This window comes from Halohasta salina (assembly GCF_024178165.1).
GTDB lineage: Archaea > Halobacteriota > Halobacteria > Halobacteriales > Haloferacaceae > Halohasta > Halohasta salina.
In genome coordinates, this window is the sequence record NZ_JAMZIE010000003.1 from 180,608 (window position 1) to 206,800 (window position 26,193).

At 66.1% G+C, this 26,193-nt stretch carries 24 protein-coding genes; 10 read left to right on the forward strand and 14 right to left on the reverse strand.

Annotated elements, in window-relative coordinates; all coding sequences use genetic code 11:
• Nucleotides 1-4 precede the first annotated feature (4 nt).
• The 9 genes from NKJ34_RS08085 to NKJ34_RS08125 all read right to left on the reverse strand — a co-directional run bounded on the left by NKJ34_RS08085 (nt 5) and on the right by NKJ34_RS08125 (nt 7,293).
• Nucleotides 5-2,131 carry a hypothetical protein gene (locus tag NKJ34_RS08085; RefSeq protein ID WP_253737784.1) on the reverse strand — a complete coding sequence of 709 codons (2,127 nt, stop codon included), beginning with the start codon at nt 2,129-2,131 and terminating at the stop codon, nt 5-7.
• 82 nt (nt 2,132-2,213) lie between these two features.
• A complete protein-coding gene (locus NKJ34_RS08090) occupies nt 2,214-2,963 on the reverse strand; it encodes a 4-phosphopantoate--beta-alanine ligase (protein WP_253737785.1) in 750 nt (249 codons plus the stop codon).
• Between the two features lie 55 nt (nt 2,964-3,018).
• Nucleotides 3,019-3,867 carry a pantoate kinase gene (locus NKJ34_RS08095; RefSeq protein ID WP_253737786.1) on the reverse strand — a complete coding sequence of 283 codons (849 nt, stop codon included), beginning with the start codon at nt 3,865-3,867 and terminating at the stop codon, nt 3,019-3,021.
• A 34-nt stretch (nt 3,868-3,901) separates the two neighbouring features.
• A complete protein-coding gene (locus NKJ34_RS08100) occupies nt 3,902-4,084 on the reverse strand; it encodes a hypothetical protein (protein ID WP_253737787.1) in 183 nt (60 codons plus the stop codon).
• A 7-nt stretch (nt 4,085-4,091) separates the two neighbouring features.
• The gene (locus tag NKJ34_RS08105) at nt 4,092-4,535 is read right to left on the reverse strand and encodes a hypothetical protein (protein WP_253737788.1); all 444 of its coding nucleotides are present in this window, start codon (nt 4,533-4,535) and stop codon (nt 4,092-4,094) included.
• 107 nt (nt 4,536-4,642) lie between these two features.
• Nucleotides 4,643-5,044 (reverse strand): SHOCT domain-containing protein, encoded by a 402-nt coding sequence (locus tag NKJ34_RS08110; protein WP_253737789.1) that lies wholly within the window; start codon nt 5,042-5,044, stop codon nt 4,643-4,645.
• Between the two features lie 54 nt (nt 5,045-5,098).
• A complete protein-coding gene (gene aspS, locus NKJ34_RS08115; RefSeq protein WP_253737790.1) occupies nt 5,099-6,403 on the reverse strand; it encodes an aspartate--tRNA(Asn) ligase in 1,305 nt (434 codons plus the stop codon).
• A gap of 51 nt (nt 6,404-6,454) precedes the next feature.
• Nucleotides 6,455-6,868 (reverse strand): DUF2267 domain-containing protein, encoded by a 414-nt coding sequence (locus NKJ34_RS08120; protein WP_253737791.1) that lies wholly within the window; start codon nt 6,866-6,868, stop codon nt 6,455-6,457.
• Entirely contained in the window at nt 6,865-7,293 is a 429-nt protein-coding gene (locus NKJ34_RS08125; protein WP_253737792.1) for a CBS domain-containing protein, read from the reverse strand. The genes NKJ34_RS08120 and NKJ34_RS08125 overlap by 4 nt, the downstream gene beginning before the upstream one ends.
• 237 nt (nt 7,294-7,530) lie before the next feature.
• On the opposite strand from NKJ34_RS08125, the gene NKJ34_RS08130 reads away from it, so the two are divergent.
• Together NKJ34_RS08130 and NKJ34_RS08135 are read left to right on the forward strand one after the other, a co-directional pair.
• Complete coding sequence (locus NKJ34_RS08130; protein ID WP_253737793.1) at nt 7,531-8,733, forward strand: DUF418 domain-containing protein; 1,203 nt, start codon at nt 7,531-7,533, stop codon at nt 8,731-8,733.
• A 69-nt stretch (nt 8,734-8,802) separates the two neighbouring features.
• The gene (locus tag NKJ34_RS08135; protein ID WP_253737794.1) at nt 8,803-9,009 is read left to right on the forward strand and encodes a hypothetical protein; all 207 of its coding nucleotides are present in this window, start codon (nt 8,803-8,805) and stop codon (nt 9,007-9,009) included.
• A 15-nt stretch (nt 9,010-9,024) separates the two neighbouring features.
• Here NKJ34_RS08135 and NKJ34_RS08140 read toward each other — a convergent pair whose 3' ends face one another.
• Nucleotides 9,025-9,753 (reverse strand): phosphoglycerol geranylgeranyltransferase, encoded by a 729-nt coding sequence (locus NKJ34_RS08140; protein ID WP_253737795.1) that lies wholly within the window; start codon nt 9,751-9,753, stop codon nt 9,025-9,027.
• 120 nt (nt 9,754-9,873) lie between these two features.
• Between NKJ34_RS08140 and NKJ34_RS08145 the strand changes: the two genes are divergently transcribed.
• Nucleotides 9,874-11,997: a bacterio-opsin activator domain-containing protein gene (locus NKJ34_RS08145; RefSeq protein ID WP_253737796.1), complete on the forward strand. Its 2,124-nt coding sequence runs from the start codon at nt 9,874-9,876 to the stop codon at nt 11,995-11,997.
• A 398-nt stretch (nt 11,998-12,395) separates the two neighbouring features.
• Complete coding sequence (locus NKJ34_RS08150) at nt 12,396-12,767, forward strand: DUF2237 family protein (RefSeq protein WP_253737797.1); 372 nt, start codon at nt 12,396-12,398, stop codon at nt 12,765-12,767.
• Nucleotides 12,768-12,814: 47 nt separating this feature from the next.
• Here the strand turns inward: NKJ34_RS08150 and NKJ34_RS08155 are convergent, their stop codons facing one another.
• The gene (locus NKJ34_RS08155) at nt 12,815-15,337 is read right to left on the reverse strand and encodes a DNA topoisomerase I (protein ID WP_253737798.1); all 2,523 of its coding nucleotides are present in this window, start codon (nt 15,335-15,337) and stop codon (nt 12,815-12,817) included.
• Nucleotides 15,338-15,446: 109 nt separating this feature from the next.
• On the opposite strand from NKJ34_RS08155, the gene NKJ34_RS08160 reads away from it, so the two are divergent.
• The 3 genes from NKJ34_RS08160 (at nt 15,447) to NKJ34_RS08170 (ending at nt 17,967) form a co-directional block, all read left to right on the forward strand.
• A complete protein-coding gene (locus NKJ34_RS08160; protein WP_253737799.1) occupies nt 15,447-15,728 on the forward strand; it encodes a hypothetical protein in 282 nt (93 codons plus the stop codon).
• Nucleotides 15,729-15,824: 96 nt separating this feature from the next.
• Nucleotides 15,825-16,481 carry an NAD-dependent epimerase/dehydratase family protein gene (locus NKJ34_RS08165; RefSeq protein WP_253737800.1) on the forward strand — a complete coding sequence of 219 codons (657 nt, stop codon included), beginning with the start codon at nt 15,825-15,827 and terminating at the stop codon, nt 16,479-16,481.
• A gap of 58 nt (nt 16,482-16,539) precedes the next feature.
• The gene (locus tag NKJ34_RS08170; RefSeq protein WP_321169446.1) at nt 16,540-17,967 is read left to right on the forward strand and encodes an MATE family efflux transporter; all 1,428 of its coding nucleotides are present in this window, start codon (nt 16,540-16,542) and stop codon (nt 17,965-17,967) included.
• Nucleotides 17,968-17,978: 11 nt separating this feature from the next.
• On the opposite strand, the gene gatB is transcribed toward NKJ34_RS08170, so the two are convergent.
• Entirely contained in the window at nt 17,979-19,469 is a 1,491-nt protein-coding gene (gatB, locus tag NKJ34_RS08175) for an Asp-tRNA(Asn)/Glu-tRNA(Gln) amidotransferase subunit GatB (protein ID WP_253737801.1), read from the reverse strand.
• Nucleotides 19,470-19,516: 47 nt separating this feature from the next.
• Complete coding sequence (locus NKJ34_RS08180; RefSeq protein WP_253737802.1) at nt 19,517-20,353, reverse strand: hypothetical protein; 837 nt, start codon at nt 20,351-20,353, stop codon at nt 19,517-19,519.
• A gap of 170 nt (nt 20,354-20,523) precedes the next feature.
• Between NKJ34_RS08180 and NKJ34_RS08185 the strand changes: the two genes are divergently transcribed.
• Genes NKJ34_RS08185 through NKJ34_RS08195 form a run of 3 tightly spaced genes read left to right on the forward strand, consistent with a single transcriptional unit; the run spans nt 20,524 to nt 25,468 of the window.
• Nucleotides 20,524-20,853, forward strand: coding sequence for a DUF7518 family protein (locus tag NKJ34_RS08185; protein WP_253737803.1), 330 nt, complete (start codon nt 20,524-20,526; stop codon nt 20,851-20,853).
• Between the two features lie 60 nt (nt 20,854-20,913).
• On the forward strand, nt 20,914-24,546 hold the full coding sequence (smc, locus tag NKJ34_RS08190; RefSeq protein ID WP_253737804.1) for a chromosome segregation protein SMC: 3,633 nt from the start codon (nt 20,914-20,916) through the stop codon (nt 24,544-24,546).
• Nucleotides 24,539-25,468: a segregation/condensation protein A gene (locus tag NKJ34_RS08195; RefSeq protein ID WP_253737805.1), complete on the forward strand. Its 930-nt coding sequence runs from the start codon at nt 24,539-24,541 to the stop codon at nt 25,466-25,468. Before smc ends, NKJ34_RS08195 begins: the two co-directional genes overlap by 8 nt.
• Nucleotides 25,469-25,486: 18 nt before the next feature.
• On the opposite strand, the gene NKJ34_RS08200 is transcribed toward NKJ34_RS08195, so the two are convergent.
• Nucleotides 25,487-26,179 carry a phosphoribosyltransferase gene (locus NKJ34_RS08200; protein WP_253737806.1) on the reverse strand — a complete coding sequence of 231 codons (693 nt, stop codon included), beginning with the start codon at nt 26,177-26,179 and terminating at the stop codon, nt 25,487-25,489.
• Nucleotides 26,180-26,193: the final 14 nt, after the last annotated feature.

A 26,193-nucleotide genomic window follows, 5' to 3' on the forward strand; every position in this document is an offset into this window, starting at 1 on the left:
TGCCTTACAGCTTTTCGGCCGCCCGCGCCTGTTCGGACCGTCGACGCGACTGATCCAGTCGACGCTCGGTCGCGGCTTGGAGTTCGTCGGGGAGGTCGCCACCCGCTTCGGCGAGCCGCGTTGCTGCCCGGTCGAGGCGATCTTGGACGTTCGCAAGGCTCCGGTCGGCCTGCTCCCGATCCCCCGCAGCGGCCCGCTCGGCGGCCCGACGGGCGGCCTCGCTGATCGCCTCCAGCGCCCGTGCCAGCCCCTGAACGGCGTTTTCCGACCCGCCACCAGTCCCGCTGTTTCTGTTCGAATCATCATCGTTGTCATCGTCGTCATCGTCACTATCGCCCTCCTCGTCGACGGCAGCGACGGCCGCACTCGTCTCGTCGGCCACGTCGGCGAGATACCCGGCGAGTGAGCCCTTGCCCGTAGAGGGGTTCTCGATGCGGACTCCCTCGTTGTCCGTCGGGTTGACGCGCTCGGCACCGATCTCGTCGTCGCTGTCTCTGACCTCGGTCGTATACGCGCCCCCGCGGTGGACGTACACCGCGTCCTGTCCCGATAGCGGGGCGTCGTACAGCCGCCCGGCGAAGTCGTCCTCGACGGCGAGGTTCGTGATCTCGCTGTCCGAGCCGCTGGCGTCGACTTCGAGTTTGGTGGCGTTCTCGCGGGCGACAAGCGAGATCCGTCCGTCGACGCCTGCGGCGGTCGGTTCGGTATCGTCTGCAACTGCCAGCGTCTCGCTGTGCGGTTCGACGCCAGCGGCGTTGATCGTCAGTCGGTGCTCGCCCGCCGGGACGCCCTGCATGACTGCGAGCCCGTTGAACGTCGGGACGGCCTCGGGGTCGCTTTCGAGGAGTGCGAGGGCTTCGGTCGACAACGTCCCGGTGGTCAACCCCTCCCCGTCGGGTGCGTCGTCGTTCGTGATTGCCTCGGAGACGCTGGCGATGACACTGTTGACCGATGCCGGCTCGCCGATGGCGTCGTACCGGTCAGCCAGCGTCCCGCGGTGGTTCGCGTCGGTGATGTCGGCGGCCGGTTCGGTGTACCGCGGCTGGTTCCACGGCACTTTCGCCGTCGTAATATGGCCCGCGATGGCGTCTTCGGCGAACTCGGGGACCGCGAACTCGAAGCTCAACTGCGGGCCGCTAAACGCCGTGATGTGTTCGAGTTCGCTGCTGGGGACGAGGTCGTACTCGACGTCGACTTCGGTATCATCATCGGACGCTGGACCGTGTCCGAACACCAGCCCGGTCGACCGTGCCGGGAGGTCACCCGGCGGCGACGTGAGGTCACTGAACGAACGCACGGTGAGATCGTCGGTGATCAGGGCCTCGCGGTCGACCGAGGGGAGCCGGTCGTGTTCGTAGATCGGTCCGCCGTCGAGTTCGGGGACGACGTAGGGAAGCCGCGACCCCTCGTCGCGGGGCAGGCCGTAGGCGATGGGGATGTTCGCCACGTCTTCGAGTGTTTCGATGGCGCTGTTGGTGATGTCGGCGAGGATACCCTCCACGGAGAGCCGCTGGAACCGGTCGGCGATCTCGTTGATCGACAGCGCGCTCGAATGCGAGCCGAGCTCCGAGAGGATCCGTGGCTGTTGGTCGGGATTGGGATCGAGGAACTCGTTGTTCGGGACCCGCCCGGAATGCGAGCTGGCGACGTAGAGCTGTGGCTCCCCGGAGTCGGTGTCGACGAAGACGTGCAGCACCTCCCAGTCGTGCCAGTGGAAGTTGGTCGTAAACTGGTCGAACGCCGAGTAGTACCAAAACTGGATCACCGCCAGCGGCGACTCGTCGTACGCAACGGCGTGGAAGAACACCGTCGGCTCCGGCGGCTCCTCGGTGTCGCGGGCCGCGGCGGTGTAGGCGTCGAAGGCGTCGAACCCGTCGACGACGGTCTCCCCGTCCTGTTGGCTCTCGTAGGACCGGGGGTCGGTCGGGAACCACTGTTCGGCCTCGTCGAAGTAGAGTGTCGGCGCGAACTGCTCGGCGAGGTCACGAGCCCGGTCGTCGGTCAGGTCGGTCGTCCCGGCGTCCTCGCCCGAACTGAAGACGGTGCAGCCAGCCAGCGAGGCGGCTCCGACCGACCCGACCGATGCGAGGACGGTTCGACGGTCGAGTGGCAGGCTGTCGCCGTCGGTCACGACCGATCACACCCGGAGGTCAGCAACTGCGGGACCATGGCCGGCCTTTCTCGGGTCGACTGATAGGTCTTCTGGAGCGGATTTACGCCAGTTCGCCCTCGCGGATCGCGGCCTCTGCGGCCCGGAGGGCGGCCTCCGGATTGAACCCGTCGACGATCTCCGCCAGCGTCTCGTGGTCCGCCCCTTGCAGATCCCGCGCGTGGGCGGTCATGTTTGGCACCGCCCGCATGATGTTGTCGACGATCGGAATCGCCGCCACCTGTGCGGACCGCGACAGCGGATTGAGATCGATCACGATCTCGGTTTTGCCCATCTCGCCCAGTGCCTCGGCCCGATCGCCGTCTTCGAGCGGGACCAACACCACGTCGGCCGCGCCGATCCCGTCGGCGTCGACCTTCGCGCGCTCGTGGCTCAGGTTCGGAATCCGACCGTCGGCGGTCAATCCCTTCACGTCCTCAGCACCATGCTCCCGTAGATGGGCCGCGATGGCTTCCATTCGCTCTTCGGTCCGGTTGAACAGGTTGATCTCGATATTGGCGTCGACCGTCTCGGCGAGGTCGACGATTTCCTCGGCCACCAGCGCGGCGACGTTGCCGTTGACCGAGAGGACGGGATGGTCGGCCAGCAACAGCTGGGCCGCCGCGGCGCGTTCGGCCGCGTCGGCGCTCTCCGTTGTCCGCTCGCCCAGCAGGTAGTCGAAGGCTTCGCCACGGCCCTCGGCGATGAGGCCCTGTTTACTCGTGATTCCTTTCTCGACGCCCGCCTCAATGCGATGTCTCGTCAGCAACGACTGGTAGCGAGGGTGGTCTTCCGGAATCTCGATCTCACTCATTGACGGTTTATTCGACTCCGGCGTCAAAACGTTCGCTTTTCGGCGGCAGGGTCGCTCAGTTCTCGCTGTCAACCAGCCGCCCGCCAGCAGCGTCGACTCGGCAGACACTGGGGTCGTAGCCAGCATCCGAGAGACCGGTACCGGTCGCGAAGACGGTCCGGCCGAGCATCGCCATCGCCGCCTGCCCGCCAGCCGCTTCGACCGCCGCGACCGCTCCGTTCACGTCGCCGGTCAGCAGTTCGGCGTCGGCGGCGAATTCGCGGCAAGCCAGCATGAACTCTCCCACGCTCGGTTCGGCCAACAGTCGGTCGAGTGCGTTCTCTCCGGCCGCCGAGAGTCGGTCGGTATCGCCCGACAGCACGGTCTCAGTCGACAGTTCGCCGAAGGTGACGTACTCGACTCGGGGCCGCGCCGGGAGGCCATCGAGGCTGCCGTGGCGAGGGCCGCCGGGGTCGAGGCGGATCGGTAACCCGCCGCGGGCCTGGGCGACCACGTCGCCGAGACCGGTTCCGGCCTCGACCTCCGCGCAGTGGGCCACCTCGACGAGTTCGTTTTCGGTCTTCCCGCAGTCGAAGGCGGCGTTGGCCGCTAGAGCGGTGCCGAGGGCGGCGGCTCCCGAGACGCCGAACCCCGCGCCGATCGGGAGCGGCGTCTCGGCGTCGACGCTCGCAGCGACCCCGAGGCGGTCGACGACCGTGTCGACGGGGGCGATATCGACGGCTTCGCCGTTGAGCCAGGTGCCGGAGCCGGGGGTGACTGTGACGGTGACGCCATCCGAGAGGGCGACTCCCGCCCCGCGGCTCCCGGCGCGTGCCGGCTCGGGGGCCGGATGGGCGCTGAAGAAGCCGGTGATGTGACCCGGGACGAACGCCGTCGCCCGCGGTCGACCGGCTGGCTGCTCCATACGCCCACTGGACCGACCGGGCGATTAACCCTTATTATTCGTCGATTCGCGGATCGTCCGTGCGGTCGGTGCCGGTTTTGATCGCGACATCGTCGGCTTCGGGATCGATCCCGAGCTGTTCGGCGCCGTCCGTCGTGAGTCGAATCCGGGCGTTGGGATGCTGGTCGGCCCCCGCGTCTAGGAGGCCTTCGTCGCGCAGGAGGTCGACCTCGTCCATCGCCCGCTTATACGTATAGCCGCCAAAGATGACCGCCGTGTCCAACAGTAGTTTTTCGGGGACGCCGTCGCCGTGACCGCCGTGGGCGTACCCCTCCGAGCCCCCCGACGGCGGTGGTCATCGTCGCCACGTAGCGCGTGAGGTCGGTTTCGCTGGTGAGGTCCTCGTGCCACCGTGCCGGGAACGCACTCACTCCGCCATCGAGCCGGTAGACCGCGGTTTCGGTCTGCCATTCGGCGGCGTCGACGAGTCGCGTGTCGAGACCCTCACGAAGGGCTGCCTCGTCGAACCGCCCTGCATCGAGCGCCCGAATATAGCTGTCGAGCCGGTCGTCGGGGACGCCGGGGCCGGTGTCGAATCGCTCGATCAGCCGCAGCAAGTCGTGGATTGTCAGCGTCTCGCCACGGGAGGCCGCCTCGTCGAGGACTGCGTCTACGAGCTCGGTACTCATCGGCTACTGTTGGGGTGTCGACAGTAAAAGTCGGCTGGCCGTCATCGTATTTCTGAAGTAATCAGTAACTAACTGATACAACCAGTGGCTGTTGGACCGCCACTCGGCTACTGCTCCTCGACCGTCTCGCGGGTCGCGTAGGCCGCGGCGTCGTCGACCGACTCGGTTTCGAGCAGGGCTTCGAGCCGCTGTTCGAACTCCGCCTCGTCGATCTCGCCGCGCGCATACCGGTTCCGGAGCGTTTCGAGGGCCTCCTCCTCGGCCGTGGTTGTCGACTCGGACGCAGGCGTCCGGTGGTCGGTCTGCCGTTGCTCGTACCACTTCGTCACCCCCAGCGCCACCGGCAGCAGCCCGCCGAACCCGACTGGAAAGACGACCCAGAACCACGGTACGCCGAGTGCAAGGAGGGCGAAGGCGACGGTCAAAACCAACCCCGTCGTTGCCCCAGCGACGATGCTCTGGAGCGGCGTGTCATTCGGGGGTGGCGATTCGCGCCGACTGTCGCTCATAGCTGACGCTACACGATGTGGTCGCAAAAAAGTAAACGTCGGTTGGTGGGTCGCCTATGGGCTCAGCCGCTGCCGGTCGCGCGGGAAGAGAACGGCTTCCCGGATGTTGTCAAGCCCGAGGACGGTCATGACGAGTCGCTCGCCACCCAGCCCGAAGCCTGCGTGGGGCGGCATGCCGTATTTGAACATCTTCGTGTAGTACTCGAAGGCTTCGGGGTCGAGGCCCTGCTGTTCGAACCCTTCGATCAGGTGGTCGTAGCGGTGTTCACGCTGGCCGCCCGAGACGAGTTCCATCCGCGGGTGCATCAGATCGAACCCAGTAGAGAGCTGCTCGTCGTCGTCCTGATCCATGATGTAGAACGGCTTGATCTCGCTGGGCCAGTCGGTGATGAAGTAGTGTTCGCCGACATCCTCGCCGAGGGCGATCTCGCCTTCGGTCGGCAGGTCGTCGCCCCACAGGAGTTGCTCGTCGAGCTCGCCGGTGGCGTTGATGCGCTCGATGGCCTCCTCGTAGCTGAGTCGCGGGAACTCGCCGGTCGGCGCTTCGAACTCCTCGGCGAGGCCGAGGGCTTCGAGCTCGTCCTGGCAATTCTTCTCAACGGCCTCGTAGGCCGCCGTGACGACCGCTTCGGCGACGTCCATCGCCTCGTGGTGGTCGCAGAACGCGCCCTCGAAGTCGATCGAGGTCGCTTCGTTGAGGTGCCGCGGGGTGTTGTGCTCCTCGGCGCGGAAGATCGGGCCGATCTCGAAGACGCGTTCGAGGTTGGAGCCGGCCATCAGCTGTTTGAACAGCTGCGGGCTCTGGTTCATGAAGGCCTCTTCGCCGAAGTAGGTGATCGGGAACAGCTCGGTGCCGCCTTCGGTCCCGGTAGCGACGATCTTCGGCGTGTTGATCTCGGTCGCGTGGTGGTCGCGGAACGCCTCCCGTGCGGCGCGCTGGATCTCCGCGCGGATCGCGAAGATCGCCTGTACTTCGTCCTTCCGCAGGTCGAGGGTGCGGTTGTCGAGCCGCGTCGACAGCTCGGCGTCGACCTTCCCCGAGGGATCGAGCGGGAGCTCGGTGTCGGCTTCGGCTACCACTTCGACGGAGTCGGGGGTGAGTTCGACGCCCGTGGGGGCGCGTGGCTCCTCGTCGACCCCGCCGGTGGCGGTGATCACGCTCTCGCGGGCCGCCCCGAGGCCGGTCTCGACGAGGTCGTCGTCCATCTCGTCCTTTTCGAACTTGATCTGGAGTTTGCCGGTCGTGTCGCGGAGGATAAGAAAGGCGATGCCACCGAGGTCGCGGATCTCGTGGACCCAGCCAGCGACCGTGACGGTCTCGCCGGGTTCGGCATCCGCAGTGTACGTTCGGTCCTGCATACGCGGAGCTTTCGCCCCGACCCATTAAACTCGGCCGGTTTGGTTCGGCGCTTACTCCCCGCGGGCCAGCGGGTGTGGCTCGTCGACGAACTGGAACAGCGACTCGAATCCTTCGGGGAGTTGGTCGCGAACTTTCTGCACGTTTCCCGCCGGGACGATCTCGCTGACCAGCCCCACGACTGTCTCGGCGTAGTAGTTGGCATCCGAGCGGTCGACGCCCGCGCGCTCGCTGATGCGGTCGAGAAACTCGTCGTAGGTGAACTTCTCACCACCGGCCTGTTCGGATCCCGCGATCAGATATCGGTCGACCTCCATCGGCAACGGCGAGGCGAGGTCGGTGGCTTCGCCGGGGTCGATCCGCTCGCCGACCGTCGTCAGCACGGCCCGCGTCGCCCGCACGGCCGGGCCGAGCTCGTTGAGTTCGAGGCGGTGTTGGACCTGGCCCATGAACGCCTTGTAGTTCATTCGTCGTAGGGGGGTCGCTGGGCCTCGATAACCTTCGAGAGCCCCTGCTGTTCGTCGGCCAGCAGCGTCGTCAGGTCATCCGACGTGAGAATCCCGGCGAGACCGCCGGCGTCGTCGGTGACGGGGAGCCGCCGAATCCCCGTCTCGCTCATCAGGTCGACGGCCTCGAAGAAGCCGGCGTCCTGTTGGACGGTTTCGAGGTCCTCGGTCATCACGTTCTCGGCTGTCAGGTCGGACGTATCACCCTCTTCGGCGACACACCGAAGGGCGAGATCACGGTCGGTGACGATCCCCACCGGCGTCTCGTCGTTGACGATCACAACGCTGCCGATGGTCTCGTCGGCCATCGTCTGGGCGAGCTCCGAGACGGCTGTCTCCTCGGTTGCGGTCACGACGTTGCTGCGTGCGAGGTCTTCTATAGGCATGTGTTGACACCACTTCGGCGTTCGCCCGCAGGCGGTTTGTAGTTTTATAAGGCAAACGGATGGGTAAGAACAAACATCGGATTATTTCGTATTTATTCTCGACCGGTCGTCGGCCTGTCGTATCGGGTCACTGGAGCTCTCGTGTCGGGCTGCCGGCCCTGTCGCGTTGGACCGGCGGGTGTGGGTTACTGGGGCGTGATGGGGGGCTTTTTGTTCGTCGGAACGGATAGTCGGCCAATGGATTCGGGATCGGGTCCGACGCCGCCCGGCGAGCGGATCGTCAGCCTCGACGTGTTGCGGGGGTTTGCGCTGCTGGGGATCCTTGTCATCAACATTCGGGTGTTCGGGATGCCGTTTGCGGTGTTGCGGAATCCGACGGTGTACGGTGATCTTACCGGCCTCAACTACGTCGCGTGGCTGGCCGGCCACGTGTTCGCCAAGGAGAAGTTCATCACGCTGTTTACGCTGCTGTTCGGCGCGGGGATCGTGCTGTTTACCCGGAGCAAGGACGACGAAACGGCCGTCAGACTCCACTACCGCCGGACGGCGATCCTGCTCGTGATCGGTCTCGCCCACGCCTACCTGCTGTGGTACGGCGACATCCTCGTCCCCTACGCGGTGTGTGGACTGCTGGTCGTGTCGGCCCGCAACTGGGAGCCCGCCGTACAGCTCCGGCTCGGGCTGCTACTGGTGGCGGTGCCGACGCTGATGACGGTCCTTCAGGGGCTCTCGATGGATCCTGGGGCGGCGGTCGCCGGCTGGACCCCCTCGGCGGAAACCCTCGCCGCGGAGGTCGAGACCTATCGGAGCGGCTGGCTCGCCCAGTTCGACCACCGCGCGCCGACGGCGTGGCTGCTCCAGACGGGGAGTCTCATCGCCGGCACGGGGTGGCGGATCGGCGGGCTGATGCTCGTCGGCATGGGCCTGTTCAAATCCGGCGTGCTCTCGAATACACGGTCGACGAGGTTCTACTGGCGGCTGCTGGTCGCCGGTGGCCTCGGCGGGCTGACACTGATCGCCGCCGGCGTCTGGTACATCGAGTCGGTCGACTGGATGGGACCGGAAGCGGCGTACTTCGGCAGCCAGTTCAACTACTGGGGGAGCCTCCTGTTGGCGGCCGCCTACATCGCGGCAGTGATGCTGTACTGCCGCTGGCGGACCGAAGGGCCACTACTCACCGCCCTGTCGGCGGTCGGCCGGACCGCCCTCAGCAACTACCTGCTGCAGACCGTCCTTGCGACCTCGATCTTCTACGGCCACGGACTCGGGCTGTTCGGCACGATGAGCCGGGTCGAACTGCTGGGCGTCGTCGTCGGTATCTGGACGGTCCAGATCGTCCTGTCGGTGCTCTGGATGCGCTACTTCAAGTTCGGACCCGTCGAGTGGCTCTGGCGGACCGGGACCTACGGCCGTCGACAGCCGTTGCGAAAACAAACATGATTAAAAAACGCTGAGACGGCGCTCTCACCCATCGAACCGGTTTTTGAACCGGAGCCGTGTGCCGTCGACATGTTTCCTGAGAAGGTGTGTCCGGACTGCGAGGAGCCGCTCGAACGGATGGAACTCCAAGGAACCGACGCCGTGGGAACGCTCTCGATAGTCTCTGCAGCCGCGGATGACGGTTTTCTCAGCGGGATCCGAGCCGACGAGATACTCACTCCGGTGCCGTACGTTTGCCCCGACTGTCGACGAACGCTCCTCTACGCCGAGAACTGACTCGTTCGACGCCCGCTAGTTCGTCGGCGCGCTCGCCGTGTGGGCGTCTTTGACCCCGTCGACCGTCTCGCTGACGGCATCACAGCCCTCCGAGTGCAGGAGGTCGCCGACGACGACCACGTCGGCGTGTTGGCCCATCTCGTAGGCGTCGTCGTAGTCGTGGACCCCGCCGCCGTAGAACAGCGTCGCGTCGTCGAGGGCCTCGCCCGCGGCGCTGACGACCTCGGGATCGCCGAAGGTGCCGGAGTATTCGAGATAGATGATCTCTTGGCCGAACATCTTCTCGGCCACACGCGCATAGGAGGCCACGTCGTCGGCCGACTGGTCGCAGTCGGCCTCCGTGTACTCTGCCACGGAAGCCTCGGGATTCATGACGATGTAGGCCTCGGTGGTCGTCCGATCCCAGTCGAGGCCGTTTTCGATCCGGACCCACTCCTTGTGCGCGCCGACGATCCAGAACGGATCGCTCGAATTGAAGACGGTCGGAATCAAGTAGCCCTCGAGGGCCGGCGAGTCGATGACGACCGAAGGGTTCGACGGCTCCTGATACAGCGGCACGTCGTACTCGGCGCAGGCGTCGACGACCCGCTGCATCTTGTCCTCGGTCATCCCGAGTGTGCCGCCGATCTCGATGGCGTCGGTGCCGGTCTCACAGACGTCGGCGAAGGTCTCGCCGTCGACCAGCGGTTTGTCGGGGTCGATCTTGAGGACGTGGTCCCACTCCGTCCACGGGCGTGTACTCATCTTGCGTGGAGTTGTCTCGTGTGATAATAAAAAGGGTGCGGTGGCCGATCCGTCGGCCCCATCGCGTGCCGCCGCCGACCAAAGGGATAACCGGCTGCCACCCGTAGCTCCATAGATCAGATGGCACACCGACTGGTCGCCTACGCCGACCCCGACCCCGAGGCCGCCGCCGCGGTCGTCGACGGGCTCGGTGAGATTGCCCCCGAACTGACGGTCAGCTACGTCGGCCCGCCGCGAGAAGCGGTAGCACGCTTCGCCACCGACCCGGTCGACTGCGTCGTCAGCGCCTGGATCGAGGCCGACGCCGACCGCGAGACCTTCGTCGAGGCGGTCGACTCACACGCTCCGACCTGTCCGGTGGTATGGTTCACCGACCGGCCCGCGAGCGTCGTCGAGCGCCTCGCGGACCACAGCGAGTACGTCTACAAACAGGGTTGCAAGGGCGAGTACGGCGTGTTGGCCCGTCGGCTCCGGTCGCTGCTCGGCGACGGAAGCGGTGCCACGGGCGAGCCGGAGGACGCCCACGCGCTGTCGGTGCTGGCGTCGGGGGCCGCCGCCCTGTCGGCGGCCGACTCCGAGCGAGCGATCGCCGAGATCGGTATCGAGACGGCCGTCGACGGGCTCGGCTTCGAGGACGCTATCGTCTTCGACTACGCCGAGTCGACGAACGTCTTTCGGCCGTTGGCCCACACCGCCGGAGCCGAAACCAACTTCCCCGGTCTCCCGGCGATCGATGCCGTCCGGACCAGTATCGCCGGTCGGGCCTTCTTCGAGGCCGAACCGATCTCGACTCCCGACATGAGCGATCACCCGGCGGTGACCGATCCCGAGACGCCCTATCGCCGGGCGCTGTTCCTCCCGTTGGGCGAACACGGCGTGCTCTTCGTGGGCGATACCACCGCGGGCACCACGACGGTCGAGACGCTGACAGCCGGCAGACTGCTCGCCGCGCTGCTCACCGCGGCACTCGATCGCCACAGCGCCGACCGGCTGGCGGCGACCCGCGAGGACGCACTCGCCGCCCGGACGGCGGAGTTGGAGGCGCGAATCCGGACCGACGAGCTGGCTCACGAACTGGTCGACGAACTGGTGTCGGCGACGAGCCGCGCCGAGATCGACAGCGCAGTCTGTCGAACGCTCGCGGCGGTCGACCGGTGCCGGTTCGTCTGGATCGGTGCCGCCGAGGGGCGGGACGGTGCCGTCACCCCGCGGACCGCCGCCGGCGAGGCCGGCGACTATCTCGACTGGCTGGCCGACGCCGCCGACGCCACGACCCCGACCGCCGCCGAACCTGCCGCTCGTGCCCTCGCGACAGGGTCGACGGTCTGGATCCCCCGGATCGCCGATGACTGGCAGACTGCGCCGTGGCGGAAGGAGGCGCTGTCCCGCGGCTACCAGTCGGTGCTGAGCGTGCCGCTGGCACACGCCGGGATCAGCTACGGCGTCCTGTCGATCTACGCCGACACGCAGGCGGCCCTTCCGGCCCACACCCGGCGGGTACTCGCCGCGTTCGGTCGTGTTATCGGCTACGTCATCGAGAGCACCGAGACCAAACGCGGACTGCTCGCCGACCACCGAACCGAGATCGAACTCGACATCGACACCGCCGATCCGATCCAGACGCTGGCCGCCGCACTCGATGAACCGCTGACCGTCGAGGGGTTCGTCCCCCAGAGTGAGGGCCGGTCGCTACTGTACGTCGCCGCCAGCGATCTCCCGACGGCAGCCATCGAGGCGGCCGTCGACGACTCCCCGGCGGTCGACACGTTCCGAGTTGTCACCCGGCAGGTCGGGACCACGCTGTTCGAACTCACGGTCTCCGAGCCGGTGGTGGCCGCGACGGTCGTCGACGCCGGCGGGATTCCCTCCCGGATCGCCACCGACGGCCGCTGCCAACAGGTCGTCGTGACGATCCCGCAGTCGGCCGACGTGCGAGCGGTGGTCGACCGCATCACTGCCACCTACCCGTCGTCGACGGTCGTCTCCCGACACGACCACGACGGGGAAATACGGACGCGGGAAACGTTCCAGATGGAACTGTTCGACCGGCTTACCCGTCGCCAACGGGAGACGCTCCGTGCAGCCTACTTCGCTCGCTACTTCGAGTCGCCCCGCGGCAGCACGGGCACCGACGTCGCTCGGTCACTCGAGATCACCCAGCCGACGTTCACTTACCACCTCCGGGCCGCACTCAAGACGGTGTTGACGATGGTCTTCGAGGAGCCACCGTCTCTAGATAGCTAGACCTGATTACCGATTGACTCAATACTGATAGCAGTGATGGTTTTAGTTATACGCTGCCTTCGGTCGCTTGTGGCAGCAGAACGTCGGTGGCTGTCCCGCGCCATCCGCCGGCAGGGGCGCAACCGGACCCGAGCCACGGGCGCCGTTCGGGGGAACGACGACCGGCCACGCCGTCGTTGGGGGACGACGCGTGGAGCGGAGTTGCGACGACACCACCGTACTGCTCGACCACGCCGATCGTCGCCCGCGGTCGACCGACCCATACTGGGGGGTATGGGTCGGCCGGCCGTCCTGCGACTGCCGTACGCGGCACTCCACGCGCGGGCGGATCCGGGCAACGACCCGCCCTGCGCTGTCGGTAGCCCAACAGCTATAGGTTTCTCGATGGTTGTCGACGTATGTCTACCGACGAGCGAAACGTTCTCGGCGAGCCGCTCGATCCCTGTAGCACCGCGCCCGAAACCGGGTTTCTGCGGGATGGCCACTGTCGCCACCTCGACCGCGACCCGGGTCGACACGAGATCTGTGCGGTGATGACACAGGAGTTTCTCGAATACAGCCGCGAGCAGGGCAACGACCTGATCACCCCGCGGCCGGAGTACGACTTTCCGGGGCTCCATCCGGGCGACCACTGGTGTGTCTGTCTGCCACGGTGGCTCGAAGCCCGTGCCGCCGACTGCGCGCCGCCGGTCGTCCTCGACGCAACCAGCGAGGGGGTTCTCGACGAGGTGTCGGTCGACGAGCTACGCGCCCACGAATACGAGCCGTAACCGACGCGTAGCCAGCGACTACCCGTGAGTAGCCACCACCTACCCGGTCAGTCGGCGTCGGCCTGCCAGTTCCGCACCGTGTCGGGGCCGACACCGTCTACTTCCTCGGCCAGCGCGTCGGGATCGGCCTCTTTGAGCGCTGTGACATCGTCGATGCCCGCTGTTTGTAGCTTGTCGGCGGTCTTCTCGCCGATTCCGGAGACGGTTTCGAGTTCCGAGCCGTCGCGTTCGGCCTGAAACTCGCGGTAGTTGCAGATCGGACAGCCCAGCTCCCACGGCTCGTCGCCGCCGTTGTCGATGACGAGTTCCGGCAGCCCGTGTTCCTCGCAGTGCTCGTCGGTGACCTCGATCTCGCCGCGGCGCGGCAGCGGCAGCGAGTACTCGCAGTCCGGATACCGCGTACAGCCGACCAGCCGCGAGCCGTTGCGGAGCCGCTTGATCGCTAGGTCGCCGCCCTCGTCGGCACCGCAATCGGGGCAGTCTCCGATGACGAGATCCTCCTCCTCGTCGGCCTCGTCGGCCTTACACTGCGGACAGCCGTGGGTGAACGTCTTGCGCCCGGCGAGCATTTTGATCTCGCGGAGTTCGTGGTCCTCGCAGGTCTCGTCGAGAATGAGGGGTTTGCCAGTAGAGGGCAGCGGCAGCGTGTAAGTACAGTCGGGGTAGCCGTTGCAGCCCACGAAGTACGAGCCGTGTCGACTCTTCCGCACCAGCAGGTCGTCGCCACACTCCGGACAGGGGCCGAGCGTCTTGTCGGCTTTGAGGGATTTTTGGATGTGGTCGCCGACGTCCTCGCGGGAGTCGGTGAGTTCGTCGAAGACGCGTTCGAGCATCTCCTTGGACTCGTCGGTCACCTCGCTGTAGGCCGTCTCGCCGGCCGCGATCGCCTGCATATCGGCCTCCAGTTGGGCGGTCATCTCCTCGCTGACGATCTGGTCGGCGTACTCCTCGGCGGCCTCGACGACGGCGCGGGCGAGCATTGTCGGCCGCGGCGGGTCGCTCTCGATGTAGCCGCGGTCGTACAGCTTCTCGATGGTGTGGTGGCGGGTCGACTTCGTGCCGATCCCCATCTTCTCCATCGTCTCGATCAGCCGCGACTGACCGTAGCGCCGCGGCGGCTGGGTCTGTTTGTCCTCGATCCGTGTCTCGGTGATCGACAGCGTTTCGCCCGCCTCGACGTCCGGCACGTGGGTTTCTTGCTGATTGAAATAGGGATAGACGTCGTGGTAGCCTGCCGCTACCAGCCGTTTGCCGTTGGCTTTTAGCCGGAGGTCGTCGATGTCGGCCTCGGCCGTGTCGACTTCGGAGACGACCTTGAGGTGCTCCCACGTGGCGTCGTCGGCCACGGTGGCGAAGAAGCGGCGGACGACCAACTCATAAATTTCCCACTCGTCGTCGGAGAGTTCGCCGGGGTCGGGCCGCTCGCCGGTCGGGTGGATCGGGGGGTGGTCGGTGGTCTCCTCGTCGCCGGCGGTCGGCTCGATCTCCTCTGCCTCCAGGAGCAATCGAGCATCATCACCGAACGTCCGGTCATCGAGGAAGGCTTCGAGCAGCTCCTCGGGGTCGAGATCCTCCGGATACACCGTGTTGTCGGTCCGGGGGTAGGTGATGTAGCCCGCGGTGTAGAGATCCTCGGCCATGCTCATTGCCCGCTGGGCCGAGTAGTTCAGCGAACTCGCCGCCCGGATGAACTGGGTGGTGTTGAACGGCGCTGGTGGGCTGTCGGTTCGGGTCCGGCGGTTGACCGAGTCGACGCTGGCGGCGTCGGTCCCGGAGAGTACCTCGTAGACGGCCTCGGCGCGGTCGCCGTCCCAGACACGCTCGGCCTCGTTGCCATCCTCGTCGCGATAGAAGTACTGGGCCTCGAAGCCGCCCTCGTCGGCCTTTTCGAGGTCGGCGAACAGCTCCCAGTAGTCCTCGGGATCGAAGGCGTCGATCTCGCGTTCGCGGTCGACGATCAGCTTCAGGGTCGGTCCCTGCACCCGGCCCACCGAAATGAAATCGTCACCGAGTTGGCGGGCCGACAGCGAGAGGAAGCGGGTGAGGGCCGCGCCCCAGATCAGGTCGATCACCTGTCGGGCCTCGCCGGCGGCGGCGAGATCGAAGTCGAGTTCGTCGGGGTTCTCGAAGGCCTCTTTGACCTCACGGTCGGTGATCGACGAGAAGCGCACCCGGTCGATGTTTACGTCCTCGTTGACCTCCCGGACCAACTCGTAGGCCTCCTTGCCGATGAGTTCGCCCTCCCGATCGTAGTCGGTGGCGATGGTGACGTTGGAGGCCCGCCGGGCCAGCGTGCGGACCGCCGCGACGATGTTTTCCTGGGTGGGCTGTTTCTCAATGGGGGCGTCGATCAACTCGACGGGCTCGACGTCCCGCCAATCGTTGTACTCGCTGGGGAAGTCGACGCCGACGACGTGGCCCGAGAGGCCGATACAGCGTTTGCCACCCCACTTGTAGACGTTGACGCCGCGTTCCCGCTCGACATCGGCGGTCCCGCCGCTGAGGATCTCGGCGATCCGCCGGGCGGCGTTGTCCTTTTCGGTAATGATCAGTGCAGGCCCACGACTCATTGGGGCCGGGTACGCCGCTTTATGGCCTAAACCTTTCGCGCTGTCGACGGACTCCCCCTGCCGGGTTGGCACCCGCGGCTTTTTCCACGCTGGCGGCCTTCCCCCCGGTATGCTCAAACTACTTGTTGGGCTGGTTGGACTGCTCGAAGCGCTGTATCCGGAGCGGTTCATTCGTAAGCTGACCGACCTCAGCTACGAGTACGACGGCGAGGCACCGACACCCAAACCATGGATCGTCACTGCTGCTCGCATCGAGGGGGTCGTGCTGTTGGGTGTGGCGATCCGCGCCGCACTCAAAGCCGACTGTGCCGCAACGGACGACGAAGCGTCGACCGACGTGCAGGACGACGTGACAGTCGACGAACCGGATACCGGCGTCGACCGGATCTGAGCGTCCGTGCGCCGTCCGGCGAGTAGGCGGTGACTACTGCCACCACCGACCCGGTCGACCACAACTCCCACGTACCCGCCGTCCCTACCTACGGCTATGGCACGGCTTCTCGTCGTCGGCGGCAGCGGGTTTATTGGCCAGGCGATCTGTCGGCGGGCGGTCGCGGCGGGCCACGAGGTCCGCAGCGTCTCGCCCAGCGGCCGCCCCGAGGACGCCGCCGGCCGCTGGGTCGACCGCGTCGAGTGGACCAGCGCCGACCTCTTCTCGCCGCACACGTGGCGCGACCGCCTCCGCGGCGTCGACGCTGTCGTCCACAGCGTCGGCATCGCCCACGAGCGCCCACAGGAGGGGGTAACCTTCGAGCGACTCAACGGCGATTCGGCGGTTATCACCGCTTTGGAGGCCGAACGCGCGGGCGTCGACACCTACGTCTTCCTCTCGTCGGCCGCCAACTATCCGACCGCTCGCCGGGCGTATCTCCAGTCGAAACGTCGGGCCGAACGCGCAATCGAGAGCCTCAACATGGAGACGGTGGTGCTGCGGCCCGGTGCGGTCTACGGCCCCGACCAGCCGCACTTCCCCGAGCCGTTCAACTGGCTCTGCAAGATCGTCGACTCGCTCGATCCGCTGGCCGAACGGCTCGGCGAGGCCCGCCCGCTGCCAGTCGGCCGCGTCGCCGGCGTCGCCCTCGATGCGGCGGTCGACCCCGAGGCGCGCTTGTTGACTGTCGAGGATATCGCCCATCCCAACTGACCAGATCTTGGTGTAGTTATATGCCGCCTACCATCCCGATGCAACCGAGGCGTACACCGTGAGCAAGAGTTCGCCGGTCGACATGACGACGGGCCGGATTACCCCCCGGCTCCTTTCGCTGGCGTGGCCGCTCGTGTTGGGCAATCTGCTCCAGACGTTTTACAATCTCGCGGATATGTTCTGGGTCGGCCGCGTGAGCGACGAGGCCGTCGCCGCCGTCTCGCTGATGTTTCCGCTGTCATGGATGTTCGTCTCGACCGCGATGGGGATTACGGCGGCGACCATTGCGCTCGTTTCCCAACACATCGGCGCGGGCAACCGCCGGACGGCCGACCGCGTCGTCGGTCAGTCGGCGCTGTTGACCACGGCGGTCGCGGTCGTGTTGGCCACCCTCGGCCTCGCCGTCCGACGGCCGTTGCTGTCGGCTATCGGCGCGGAGGGACCGGTGTTCGTCGAGGCGCTGGCCTACATCGAGATCATCTTCCTCACCCTTCCGTTGATCTTCCTGTTTTTCGCCTTTCGGGCGGCCCTGCAGGGGGCGGGCGACACCAAAACCGCGATGTGGCTCATGCTGCTGTCGGCGGGGCTCAACGTCGTGATCGATCCGATCTTTATCCTCGGCTGGGGGCCAGTCCCGGCCCTCGGCACCCAAGGGGCGGCGGTGGCGACCTTCATCGCCCGCGGGGCGGCGGTCGTCGCCGGGATCTGGATCCTGTTCACGGGTGGCTACGGCGTCCGGTTACGGCTGGCCGACCTCCGACCGGACTGGGACCTCCAGCGTCGATTGGTCGACATCGGGACGCCCGCGACGGTCGACGGCTGGGCCCGCAGTTTTTCGTCGGTCGTGATGGCCGCCTTTGTCGCCCAGTTCAGCGTGGCCGCCATCGCCGCCTACGGGATTGGCCTCCGGTTGATGTCGGTTTCGTGGACCGTTGCCGGAGCCGTCGGGCAGGCTACTGCGACCGGCGTCGGCCAGAACCTCGGCGCGAAGACCCCCGATCGTGCGGCGGAGGTGGTCCGGAAGGCGACCGCCGCGACGATGGCGGTGCTGTTTGCGGCGGCGGGGCTCGTCGTCGCGTTCCCGGCGGCCGCGATCGGCGTTTTTATCGACGATCCCGCGGTGGTCGCGGAGGGCGTGGTCTTCCTGCGGATCATCGCCCCGTTTTGGGCCTTCTTCGGCGGCGTCATGGTGATCCAGGGCGGCTTCCGCGGGGCGGGTGTGACGAAAGTCGCCATGATGCTGTCGTTCCTCTCGCGGTGGATCTTCCGGGTGCCCGTCGCGCTCGTCCTCGCGTTCGGGTGGGCCTACACGCTCCCCGGCGGGTTCACAATCGCCGCCCTCGACTGGGGTGTGCGGGGACTCTGGTGGGCCTACGCCGTTGGTGCCTTCGCGTCGTTCGTCGTCGCCGTCGGCTGGTTCCGACTCGGCACGTGGAAAGGTGGTGTCGTCGACCGCGATGAATCACCCCCGGCTCCAACCGACTGAATGGGGTCGACCTACTCGGCCAGTTCCGCGCGGAGCAGTTCGTTCACACTGCCGGGATCGGCCGACCCCTGCGACTTCTGCATGACTTGGCCGACGAGGAAGTTCAGCGCGCCGTCCTCGCCGTTGTGGAAGTCCTCGACTGCATCGGGGTTCTCCTCGATGGCCTCGGTGACGAACCCCTCGATCTCGCCTTCGTCGGCCTTGCCGAGCCCCTCGCGGTCGACGATCGTTTCGGGGGCCTCGCCCTCGTCGAGCATCTCCCGGAGGACGATCTCCTCGGCGTTCTTGACGGTGAGTTCCTCGGCGTCGACCAGTTCGATCAGCCGCGTGAACTCCTCGAGGCGGCCCTCTACGTCCGTGATCTCCATATCCCGATAGTTGAGTTCACCGAGCAGGTTGTCGGCGACCCACGTCGCAGCGAGGTCGGCGTCGAAGCTCTCGGCGACCGACTCGAAGAAGTCGGCGACCGACTTGGTGGAGGTGAGCTTCGAGGCCGCTTCGCTGCCGAGGCCGTACTCGCTTTCGAACCGCTCGCGGCGGGCATCCGGCAGTTCCGGGATCGGGATCTCTTCTTTCCAGTGGGACACTTCCAGCGGCGGCAGGTCGGCCTCCCGGAAGTAGCGGTAGTCGGCCTCCGACTCCTTCGAGCGCATCGAGACGGTGATCCCCCTCGATTCGTCCCAGTGGCGGGTTTCGGTCTCGACACCTCGGCCGCGGCGGACGGCGTTCTTCTGCCGGGTGACCTCGTAGGCCAGTGCCTTCTCCGCGCCCTTGTGGCTGGAGATGTTCTTGACCTCGGTACGGTTGGCATCCGCGAGCGCGTCGTCGTCGATCGACCCGTCATCGTCGACCGCCTCGCTATCGACCAGCGAGATGTTGGCGTCGACACGCAGACTGCCGTCGCGGGTCGAATCGAAGACACCCAGATACTCGAGGACGCCTTCGAGTTTGGCGAGGAACGCCCGGGTCTCCTGTGGCGAGCGGAAGTCCGGCTCGGTGACGATCTCGACCAGCGGGGTTCCGGCCCGGTTGTAGTTGATCAGGGTCGCGTCGGCGGTGTCGATACTGCCGCCCTTGTGCTGGAGGCTGCCGGGATCCTCTTCGAGGTGGGCCCGTGTGATGCCGATCGCTCGACGAGTGCCCTCGACGCTGATTTCGAGGCTGCCCTGCTGGCAGATCGGGGCGTCGTACTGGGTGAGCTGGAAGTTCTTCGGGAGATCGGGGTAGTAGTAGTTCTTCCGGTGGAACGTGGTCCGCTCGGGGATGTCGGCCTCCAGCGCCTTGCCGATCTTGACCGCCGCCTCCACCGCGCCCTCGTTGAGCACGGGGAGTGCGCCGGGGAGTCCTAGACAGACCGGACAGGTCCGGGAGTTGGGTTCCTCGTCGTCGTCGGCGGTGGTCGAACAGCCACAGAAGATCTTGGTCGACGTTTCGAGCTGGACGTGGACCTCCAGCCCGATGACGACCGCGTGTTCGGTCGGTTCGACGGCCTGCGCAGTCATTACCCGGGGTTTGCTGCCCGCCCGCTAAAGCCTAACGGAGCGACGGATCACCGGTGGGTCGGTTCGGCGTCGTGTCGCTTCGCGGTCCGGAGTGTAGCACTCGAAAACGGGAGCCAGCCACCGGCGTCGATCCGGGTGAACTGGTGGCCACAGCCGGGGCAGTACGGCGTCTCCAGCATCCCGACGTCGACCGACTGCTCGCAGTGGTCGCAGTCGGCCGTCGAAACATCGTGTCGCAGGGCCGCCTGTGTGAGTTCGACGAGCGCGGCCTGCTCGGCGGTCCGGCGCTGGAGCGGTTCGATCGCCGCCTCGCGGGCTGCCTCGACCTCGTCGAGCCGCTCGTCGAGCCGGTCGGTCGTCGATAGCAGCTGTTCGAAGACCGCTTCGATCCCATCGAGATCGGCTTCCAGCCGGGATTCGAGGTCGTCGTAGGCGGCTTGCTGGCGTTCGACGGCCGCCTCCAACTCCGCCGGCGGGACGGCATCGAGCGCCGACTCGATGGCGGCCGCCCGGCTCTCCAGCGCCTCGATCCGCTCGGCGAGTGGCTCGACCGGTGCCGTCGACTGCGGTGATTCGACCCACTCGAACCCTCCGGTCGTCGGCTCGTCGGCGGTCGAGCGGCGCTCGGCGAGCGACTCGACGGCCTGCTTCAGCGACCGGAGTTCGGCCGCCAGCGCCGCGAGTTCGTCCGCAGAAATCGCCGGCTCGGTCGGCGACTGGCGGCCGTCCGGCACGCCGGCAGTCGACCCCGTAGCCGAGCGGTCGCTGTCGGCGGTGCCATCCAGCAGGCGTCGGTCGGCCGCCTCCGGGTCGGCATCAGCCGCCAGCACGATCTCCGCATCGGTCGCCGTCGACCGACCCCCCCGAGCGGATTTCTTCTGCATGGGTCTGATGTCGCTTAGTAGACATTCCAGTATGATAAAACGTGGTGGTTGTTCAGCCGCGTTGGCCCGCGAGACTACCGTTGTCGTCTCGACCCCGACTCACCGCTCCGATCAGCTGTCCCACAGGTGTCTGACACACATTTATACGTCCGTGGGAACGTTCGTCACACATGACTAATCGAGTCGACGAACTCGAAAGCGAGATCGCAGAGCTTCGCGCCGCCGTCAACGGGTTGACCGAGGAACTCGTCGAGACCAAAGCCCGGGTCCGCGAGTTGGAGGACGCCGCCGAGGCCGACGAGGCCGCCGAGGACGGCTTCGTCGAGGCCGATCCGGTCGACGCCAACGAGACGACCAAAAGCGACGACCACGTCGAGGTCGTCGAGCAGGAACCCAGCGACGAGACCGGCGCGTCGTCATTCGAAGCCGATAACACCGACGAGTCCGAGGCGTCGACAGACGACGAAACCGCCGAGTCCGGCGACATCATCATCGCCTGAGGATCCGCCCTCTGCGGTCGCGTCACACATCCCGGCGGCTCCGGCCGCCGATAGCCTCTCATGCACATCTCAGCGCTCGTCTTGGACGGCTTCAAGAGCTTCGGTCGACCGACGCGTATCCCCTTCTACGAGGACTTTACCGTTATCACCGGCCCCAACGGCTCGGGGAAATCCAACATCATCGACGGCGTACTCTTTGCCCTAGGTCTCGCCCGCACGCGAGGCATCCGCGCCGAGAAGCTGACCGACCTGATCTACAACCCCGGCCACGACGGCGAGGAGTCGACGGGCGGCGGGACCCGCGAAGCCAGCGTCGAGGTGATTCTCGACAACAGCGACGGCACCCTCTCCCGGGAGCAGGTCGTGACCGCCGCCGGCAGCGACCGGATCGGCGACGTCGACGAGATCACGATCAAACGCCGGGTCAAACAGACCGACGACAACTACTATTCGTACTACTATCTCAACGATCGCTCGGTGAATCTCGGAGACATTCAGGACTTGCTGTCACAGGCGGGCATCGCCCCCGAGGGGTACAACGTCGTGATGCAGGGCGACGTCACCGAGATCATCAACATGTCGGCGTTCCAGCGCCGCGGTATCATCGATGAGATCGCCGGCGTCGCCGAGTTCGATCAAAAAAAGGAAGCTGCCTTCGAGGAACTCGACGCGGTCGAAGAGCGGATTAACGAGGCCACGCTCAAGATTGAAGACAAGGAAGAGCGCCTCGACCAACTGGCCGACGAGCGCGAAACGGCCCTCGAATATCAGTCCTACCGTGATGAGAAGGAAGAATACGAGGGCTACCTGAAGGCAGCCGAACTCGAAGAGAAACGCGAGACGCTCGCCGAAACGGAGGCGACAATCGAGGCCAGAGAGGAGACGCTCGCCGAGCGCCAGTCGACGCTCGACACCAAACAGGGCCGACTCACGCGGCTCGAAGACGAACTCGACGAACTCAACCGCGAGATCGAACGCAAGGGCGAGGACGAACAGCTCGCCATCAAACGCGAGATCGAGTCGGTGAAAGGCGAGATCGACCGGCTGGAGGGACGGATCGAGACCGCCGAGGAGCGCGTCGAGGACGCCGAAAACGAACGCCGCAACGCGTTCGTCGAACTCGACCGCAAACAGGAGCAGGTCGACGAACTCGAAGGCGAGATCCGCGATCACAAAGTCAAGAAGGCCTCAATCAAGGGGACGATCCAGACCAAGGAGTCCGAGCTGGCCGAGGTCGAGGCGGAGATCGACAACGTCGACACCGAGTTCGACGAACTGAAAGCCGAACTCGCGGAGGAAAAAGAGCGACTGGAAGCGATCAAATCGGATGCCAACGAGGCCCAACGCGAGAAAGATCGGCTGCTCGACGACGCCCGGCGACGGTCGACCGAGGTCAGCGAAGCGCAGGACGACATCGAAGCCGCCCGCGAGGACCTCCCCGACCTGAAGGCGAAACTCTCCGAACTCCACAGCGAGTTGGACAAAGCCGAAAAGAACAGGGACAAAATCGAGTCGACCATCGAGACGCTACACGAGGAACGGAGCGAGCTGAAAGAAGAACTCGACGAGATCGACGACGACCTCCGGGAGAAGCAGTCGGAGTACGCCGAACTCGAAGCCCGGGCCTCCGATTCGGGCGACACCTCGTGGCCCCGTGCGGTGACGACGATTCTCAACGCGAACATGGCGGGCGTCCACGGCGCAGTCGGCGATCTCGGGAGCGTCGACTCGGAGTACGCGACCGCCTGTGAGACTGCCGCCGGTGGCCGACTTGCGAACGTCGTGGTCGATGACGACGGGGTCGGCTCCGACTGCATCGACTACCTCAAATCCCGGAACGCGGGGCGGGCGACCTTCCTCCCGATATCGAAGATGGACAACCGCAGCCTGCCGCGGCTGCCGAACGATCCGGGCGTCGTCGACTTCGCGCGGAACCTCGTGGACTACGACGCCAAGTTCGAGTCGATCTTTTCGTACGTACTGGGGTCGACGCTCGTCGTCGAGGACATGCAGACCGCCCGGCAGTTCATGGGCGACTACCGGATGGTCACCCTCGACGGCGATCTCGTCGAGCGCTCGGGGGCGATGACCGGCGGCTCCGGCGGCGGCTCCCGATACTCGTTTTCCCACTCCGGCGGCGGCAAACTCGAACGCATCGCCACCGAGATCGCCCAACTGGAGGACAAACGCCGTAATCTCGACTCGGAGATCCGCGAGATCGAGAGCGACATCGACGACGCTCGGGACCGGAAATCCGACGCCACCGAGACAGTGCGCTCCATCGAGACTGATATCGAACGCACGCGCGAGGAGATCGACGACACCGAAGCCGAGATCGAGCGGCTCGAAGACAGACTGGAAGAAATCGAGGCCGAACGCGAGGAGGTCACCGAGGAGATGGCAGCGGTCGACGAGCGGATCGAGGAACTGGAGGCCGACCGCGAGGCGGTCGAGGAGACGATAGCGGAGTTGGAGGCCGAACTCGCCGACTCGAAGATCCCGGAACTCACCGCCGAGGCCGACGAGATCAGAGCCGAGATCGACGACCACGAGGAGCGAATGGACGAGGTCGACGGCCGAATCAACGAAAAACAGCTCGAACTCCAGTACGCCGAGGAGGCCATCGAGGAGCTTCAGGACACCGTCGAGACGGCCCAAAACCGGAAGGCCGAGGCCAAAGACCAGATCACGGAGCTGGAAGCCGAGATCGAGGCCAAAGAGGAGACCCTCGACGAGAAGCGGGCGGCCGTCGAGGAACTCGAAGCCGAACTCGTCGACCTCAAAGCCGACCGCGAGGACCTCAAAGCGACCGTCAAGGAGGCACAGGCCGAGCGTGACGAGGCCAAAGAAGCGGTCGGCGCGGTCCAGTCGAAGCTGGACAATCACCGCGAGACGGTCGACCGGCTGGAGTGGGAGATCGACGAACTGGAGTCGGCCGTCGGAGAGTACGACCCCGAGGCGATCCCCGACCACGAGGAAGTCGAGTCCCGTATCGAGGAGCTGGCGGCGAAGATGGAGGCGCTCGAACCCGTCAACATGCTCGCCATCGAGGAGTACGACGAGGTCGAAGCCGAACTCGACACGCTCACCGAGGGTCGCGATACGCTCATCGAGGAACGCGATGGGATCCGCGACCGGATCGACAGCTACGAGGCCCAGAAGAAGTCGACGTTCATGAACGCCTTTGAGTCGATCAACGACCACTTCAAAAACATCTTCTCGCGGCTCTCGGCGGGGACCGGCGAACTCGTGCTCGAAGACCCGGAGGACCCCTTCGAGGGCGGGCTGACGATGAAGGCCCAGCCGGCGGACAAACCGATCCAGCGACTCGCGGCGATGTCCGGCGGCGAGAAGTCGCTGACTGCGCTGGCCTTCATCTTCGCCATCCAGCGGCACAACCCCGCGCCCTTTTATGCGCTCGACGAGATCGACGCCTTCCTCGATGCCGTCAACGCCGAGCGCGTCGGCGAGATGGTCGACGATCTGGCGGGCGATGCCCAGTTCGTCGTCGTCTCCCACCGCTCGGCCCTGCTCGAACGCTCCGAGCGGGCCATCGGCGTCACGATGCAGGACGACAACTACAGCGCCGTAACCGGGATTCAGTTCGGCGAGGACGACAGCAGCGGGAACGACGGCGATGGGGATGACGGCGACGACCCCGACGCCATCGAGGAGGCGACGGCCGATGACTGATGCCCCGGAGATCGCCGGCGTCGACGGCGTCGGGACGGACGTCTCGCCGCCCGACGAGGTCGACGACGACGAGGTCGAGCCGGTCGAACTCCTCGTACAGTTGGCCAAGGACGGCGAGATCGACCCGTGGGATATCGACATCGTCGACGTGACCGACGCGTTCCTCTCGAAACTCCACGAGACGGATCTCCGGACGACCGCCCGCGCGCTGTTCTACGCCAGTGTCCTCCTGCGGATGAAGGGCGATCAACTCCTCTCGGAGCCCGAGCCCGACGACGACCCCGAACCGGAGCCGTGGGAGCAGGCGATGGCCGACTCAGAGGCGGCCGAGCCGGGATTCGATCCCGTCGACGCCCTCGAAGCCGAGATGGACCGCCGGCTGGAGCGGAAAAACACTCGGGGGTCGCCCGAGACGCTGGACGAACTCGTCCGCGAACTCCGGGAGGCCGAACGCGACAACTGGTGGAAGCGCCGCCGGGAGTACGACACCAGCGACTCCCCGCAGGGGTTCAGCCGCGGCACCCAGACCGTCGACTACCGGTCGGCCGACGACTTCCGGGCCGAGGACGAACCGACCGAAAACGACGTGACCGGCACCACCCACGCCGAGGAGATCGACGACGTGATCGAGGACGTTCTCGCGGTCCTCCAGCCGCAGTTCGACGAGGGGCGGGCGGAGCTGCTGTATAGAGAAGTTCGGACCGCGGGCGGTCGACCGTTCATGACGTATCTCGCCTTGCTGTTCCTCTCGAACCGCGGTCGGATCCGCCTCCAGCAGGACGACCTGTTCGGCGATCTATGGATTCAGGACCCGGAGCAGGTCGAGGCCCCCGATCCGGCGTCCGAACCGACATCGACCGACACCGATCCGGCGTCCGTCGACGCCGACCCCGACGCCGATCCGAAACCAACCGTCGACTGACTGCGCTGGACCCGACCTCTATTCGGCCAGTGTCCACGCGTCGTCGCCGACCTGCTCGATCACGCCGCGACGGACCATCTCGTCGAGGACTTCGTCGAGGCGGTCGGGCTGGGCGGTCTCCATCTCGATCCGGCCGATGTCGTACCACGCGGCGAGTTTCTCCCTGATCGTCGATCGGTCGACGACGTCGGCGTCGACGGTCGACAGCACGCGCTCGATCAGCTCCGAGAGGTCCTCGATGAAGTTCCACGGGTAGACCACCCACGTCCACGTGTCGAGCCGCTCGCCGACGAAGTCCGGCTCGAACCGGCTCGTCTGGAGCAACTGGAGGGTCGCGGTCCGGACGGTCCCGTCGGTGCGGTCGGTGACGTACTCGTAGGCGTGTTCGATCGACCCGCCGGTGTCGGCGATGTCGTCGACGATGAGCACGTCCTTGCCTTCGAGGGTGCCGTCCGGCATGGGGTATCGGACCTGCGGCTCGTCGGCGGTCTCGCCGGTGCCGACGTAGTGTTCCATCTTGAGGCTCGTGAGGTCGTCCAACCCGAGGAAATCGCAGAGACAGCGCCCGGCGAACCAGCCGCCGCGGGCCAGCGCAACGATGACATCGGGCTCGAAATCGGCGGCCCGGACCTCGTCGCTGACGTCCCGACAGCGGGCATACAGGTACTCCCAGTCCGTAACCGTGCAGTTGAACGTCTCGGCGTCGTCCATACGGGCCCTAACAA

Coding starts and splice junctions, on each gene's coding strand:
- NKJ34_RS08090 (WP_253737785.1), bottom strand. CDS start 2,963: ATGAGTGAGATCGAGATTCCGGAAGACCACCCTCGCTACCAGTCGTTG.
- NKJ34_RS08095 (WP_253737786.1), bottom strand. CDS start 3,867: ATGGAGCAGCCAGCCGGTCGACCGCGGGCGACGGCGTTCGTCCCGGGT.
- NKJ34_RS08100 (WP_253737787.1), bottom strand. CDS start 4,084: ATGGACGAGGTCGACCTCCTGCGCGACGAAGGCCTCCTAGACGCGGGG.
- NKJ34_RS08105 (WP_253737788.1), bottom strand. CDS start 4,535: ATGAGTACCGAGCTCGTAGACGCAGTCCTCGACGAGGCGGCCTCCCGT.
- NKJ34_RS08110 (WP_253737789.1), bottom strand. CDS start 5,044: ATGAGCGACAGTCGGCGCGAATCGCCACCCCCGAATGACACGCCGCTC.
- aspS (WP_253737790.1), bottom strand. CDS start 6,403: ATGCAGGACCGAACGTACACTGCGGATGCCGAACCCGGCGAGACCGTC.
- NKJ34_RS08120 (WP_253737791.1), bottom strand. CDS start 6,868: ATGAACTACAAGGCGTTCATGGGCCAGGTCCAACACCGCCTCGAACTC.
- NKJ34_RS08125 (WP_253737792.1), bottom strand. CDS start 7,293: ATGCCTATAGAAGACCTCGCACGCAGCAACGTCGTGACCGCAACCGAG.
- NKJ34_RS08130 (WP_253737793.1), top strand. CDS start 7,531: ATGGATTCGGGATCGGGTCCGACGCCGCCCGGCGAGCGGATCGTCAGC.
- NKJ34_RS08135 (WP_253737794.1), top strand. CDS start 8,803: ATGTTTCCTGAGAAGGTGTGTCCGGACTGCGAGGAGCCGCTCGAACGG.
- NKJ34_RS08140 (WP_253737795.1), bottom strand. CDS start 9,753: ATGAGTACACGCCCGTGGACGGAGTGGGACCACGTCCTCAAGATCGAC.
- NKJ34_RS08145 (WP_253737796.1), top strand. CDS start 9,874: ATGGCACACCGACTGGTCGCCTACGCCGACCCCGACCCCGAGGCCGCC.
- NKJ34_RS08150 (WP_253737797.1), top strand. CDS start 12,396: ATGTCTACCGACGAGCGAAACGTTCTCGGCGAGCCGCTCGATCCCTGT.
- NKJ34_RS08155 (WP_253737798.1), bottom strand. CDS start 15,337: ATGAGTCGTGGGCCTGCACTGATCATTACCGAAAAGGACAACGCCGCC.
- NKJ34_RS08160 (WP_253737799.1), top strand. CDS start 15,447: ATGCTCAAACTACTTGTTGGGCTGGTTGGACTGCTCGAAGCGCTGTAT.
- NKJ34_RS08165 (WP_253737800.1), top strand. CDS start 15,825: ATGGCACGGCTTCTCGTCGTCGGCGGCAGCGGGTTTATTGGCCAGGCG.
- gatB (WP_253737801.1), bottom strand. CDS start 19,469: ATGACTGCGCAGGCCGTCGAACCGACCGAACACGCGGTCGTCATCGGG.
- NKJ34_RS08180 (WP_253737802.1), bottom strand. CDS start 20,353: ATGCAGAAGAAATCCGCTCGGGGGGGTCGGTCGACGGCGACCGATGCG.
- NKJ34_RS08185 (WP_253737803.1), top strand. CDS start 20,524: ATGACTAATCGAGTCGACGAACTCGAAAGCGAGATCGCAGAGCTTCGC.
- smc (WP_253737804.1), top strand. CDS start 20,914: ATGCACATCTCAGCGCTCGTCTTGGACGGCTTCAAGAGCTTCGGTCGA.
- NKJ34_RS08195 (WP_253737805.1), top strand. CDS start 24,539: ATGACTGATGCCCCGGAGATCGCCGGCGTCGACGGCGTCGGGACGGAC.
- NKJ34_RS08200 (WP_253737806.1), bottom strand. CDS start 26,179: ATGGACGACGCCGAGACGTTCAACTGCACGGTTACGGACTGGGAGTAC.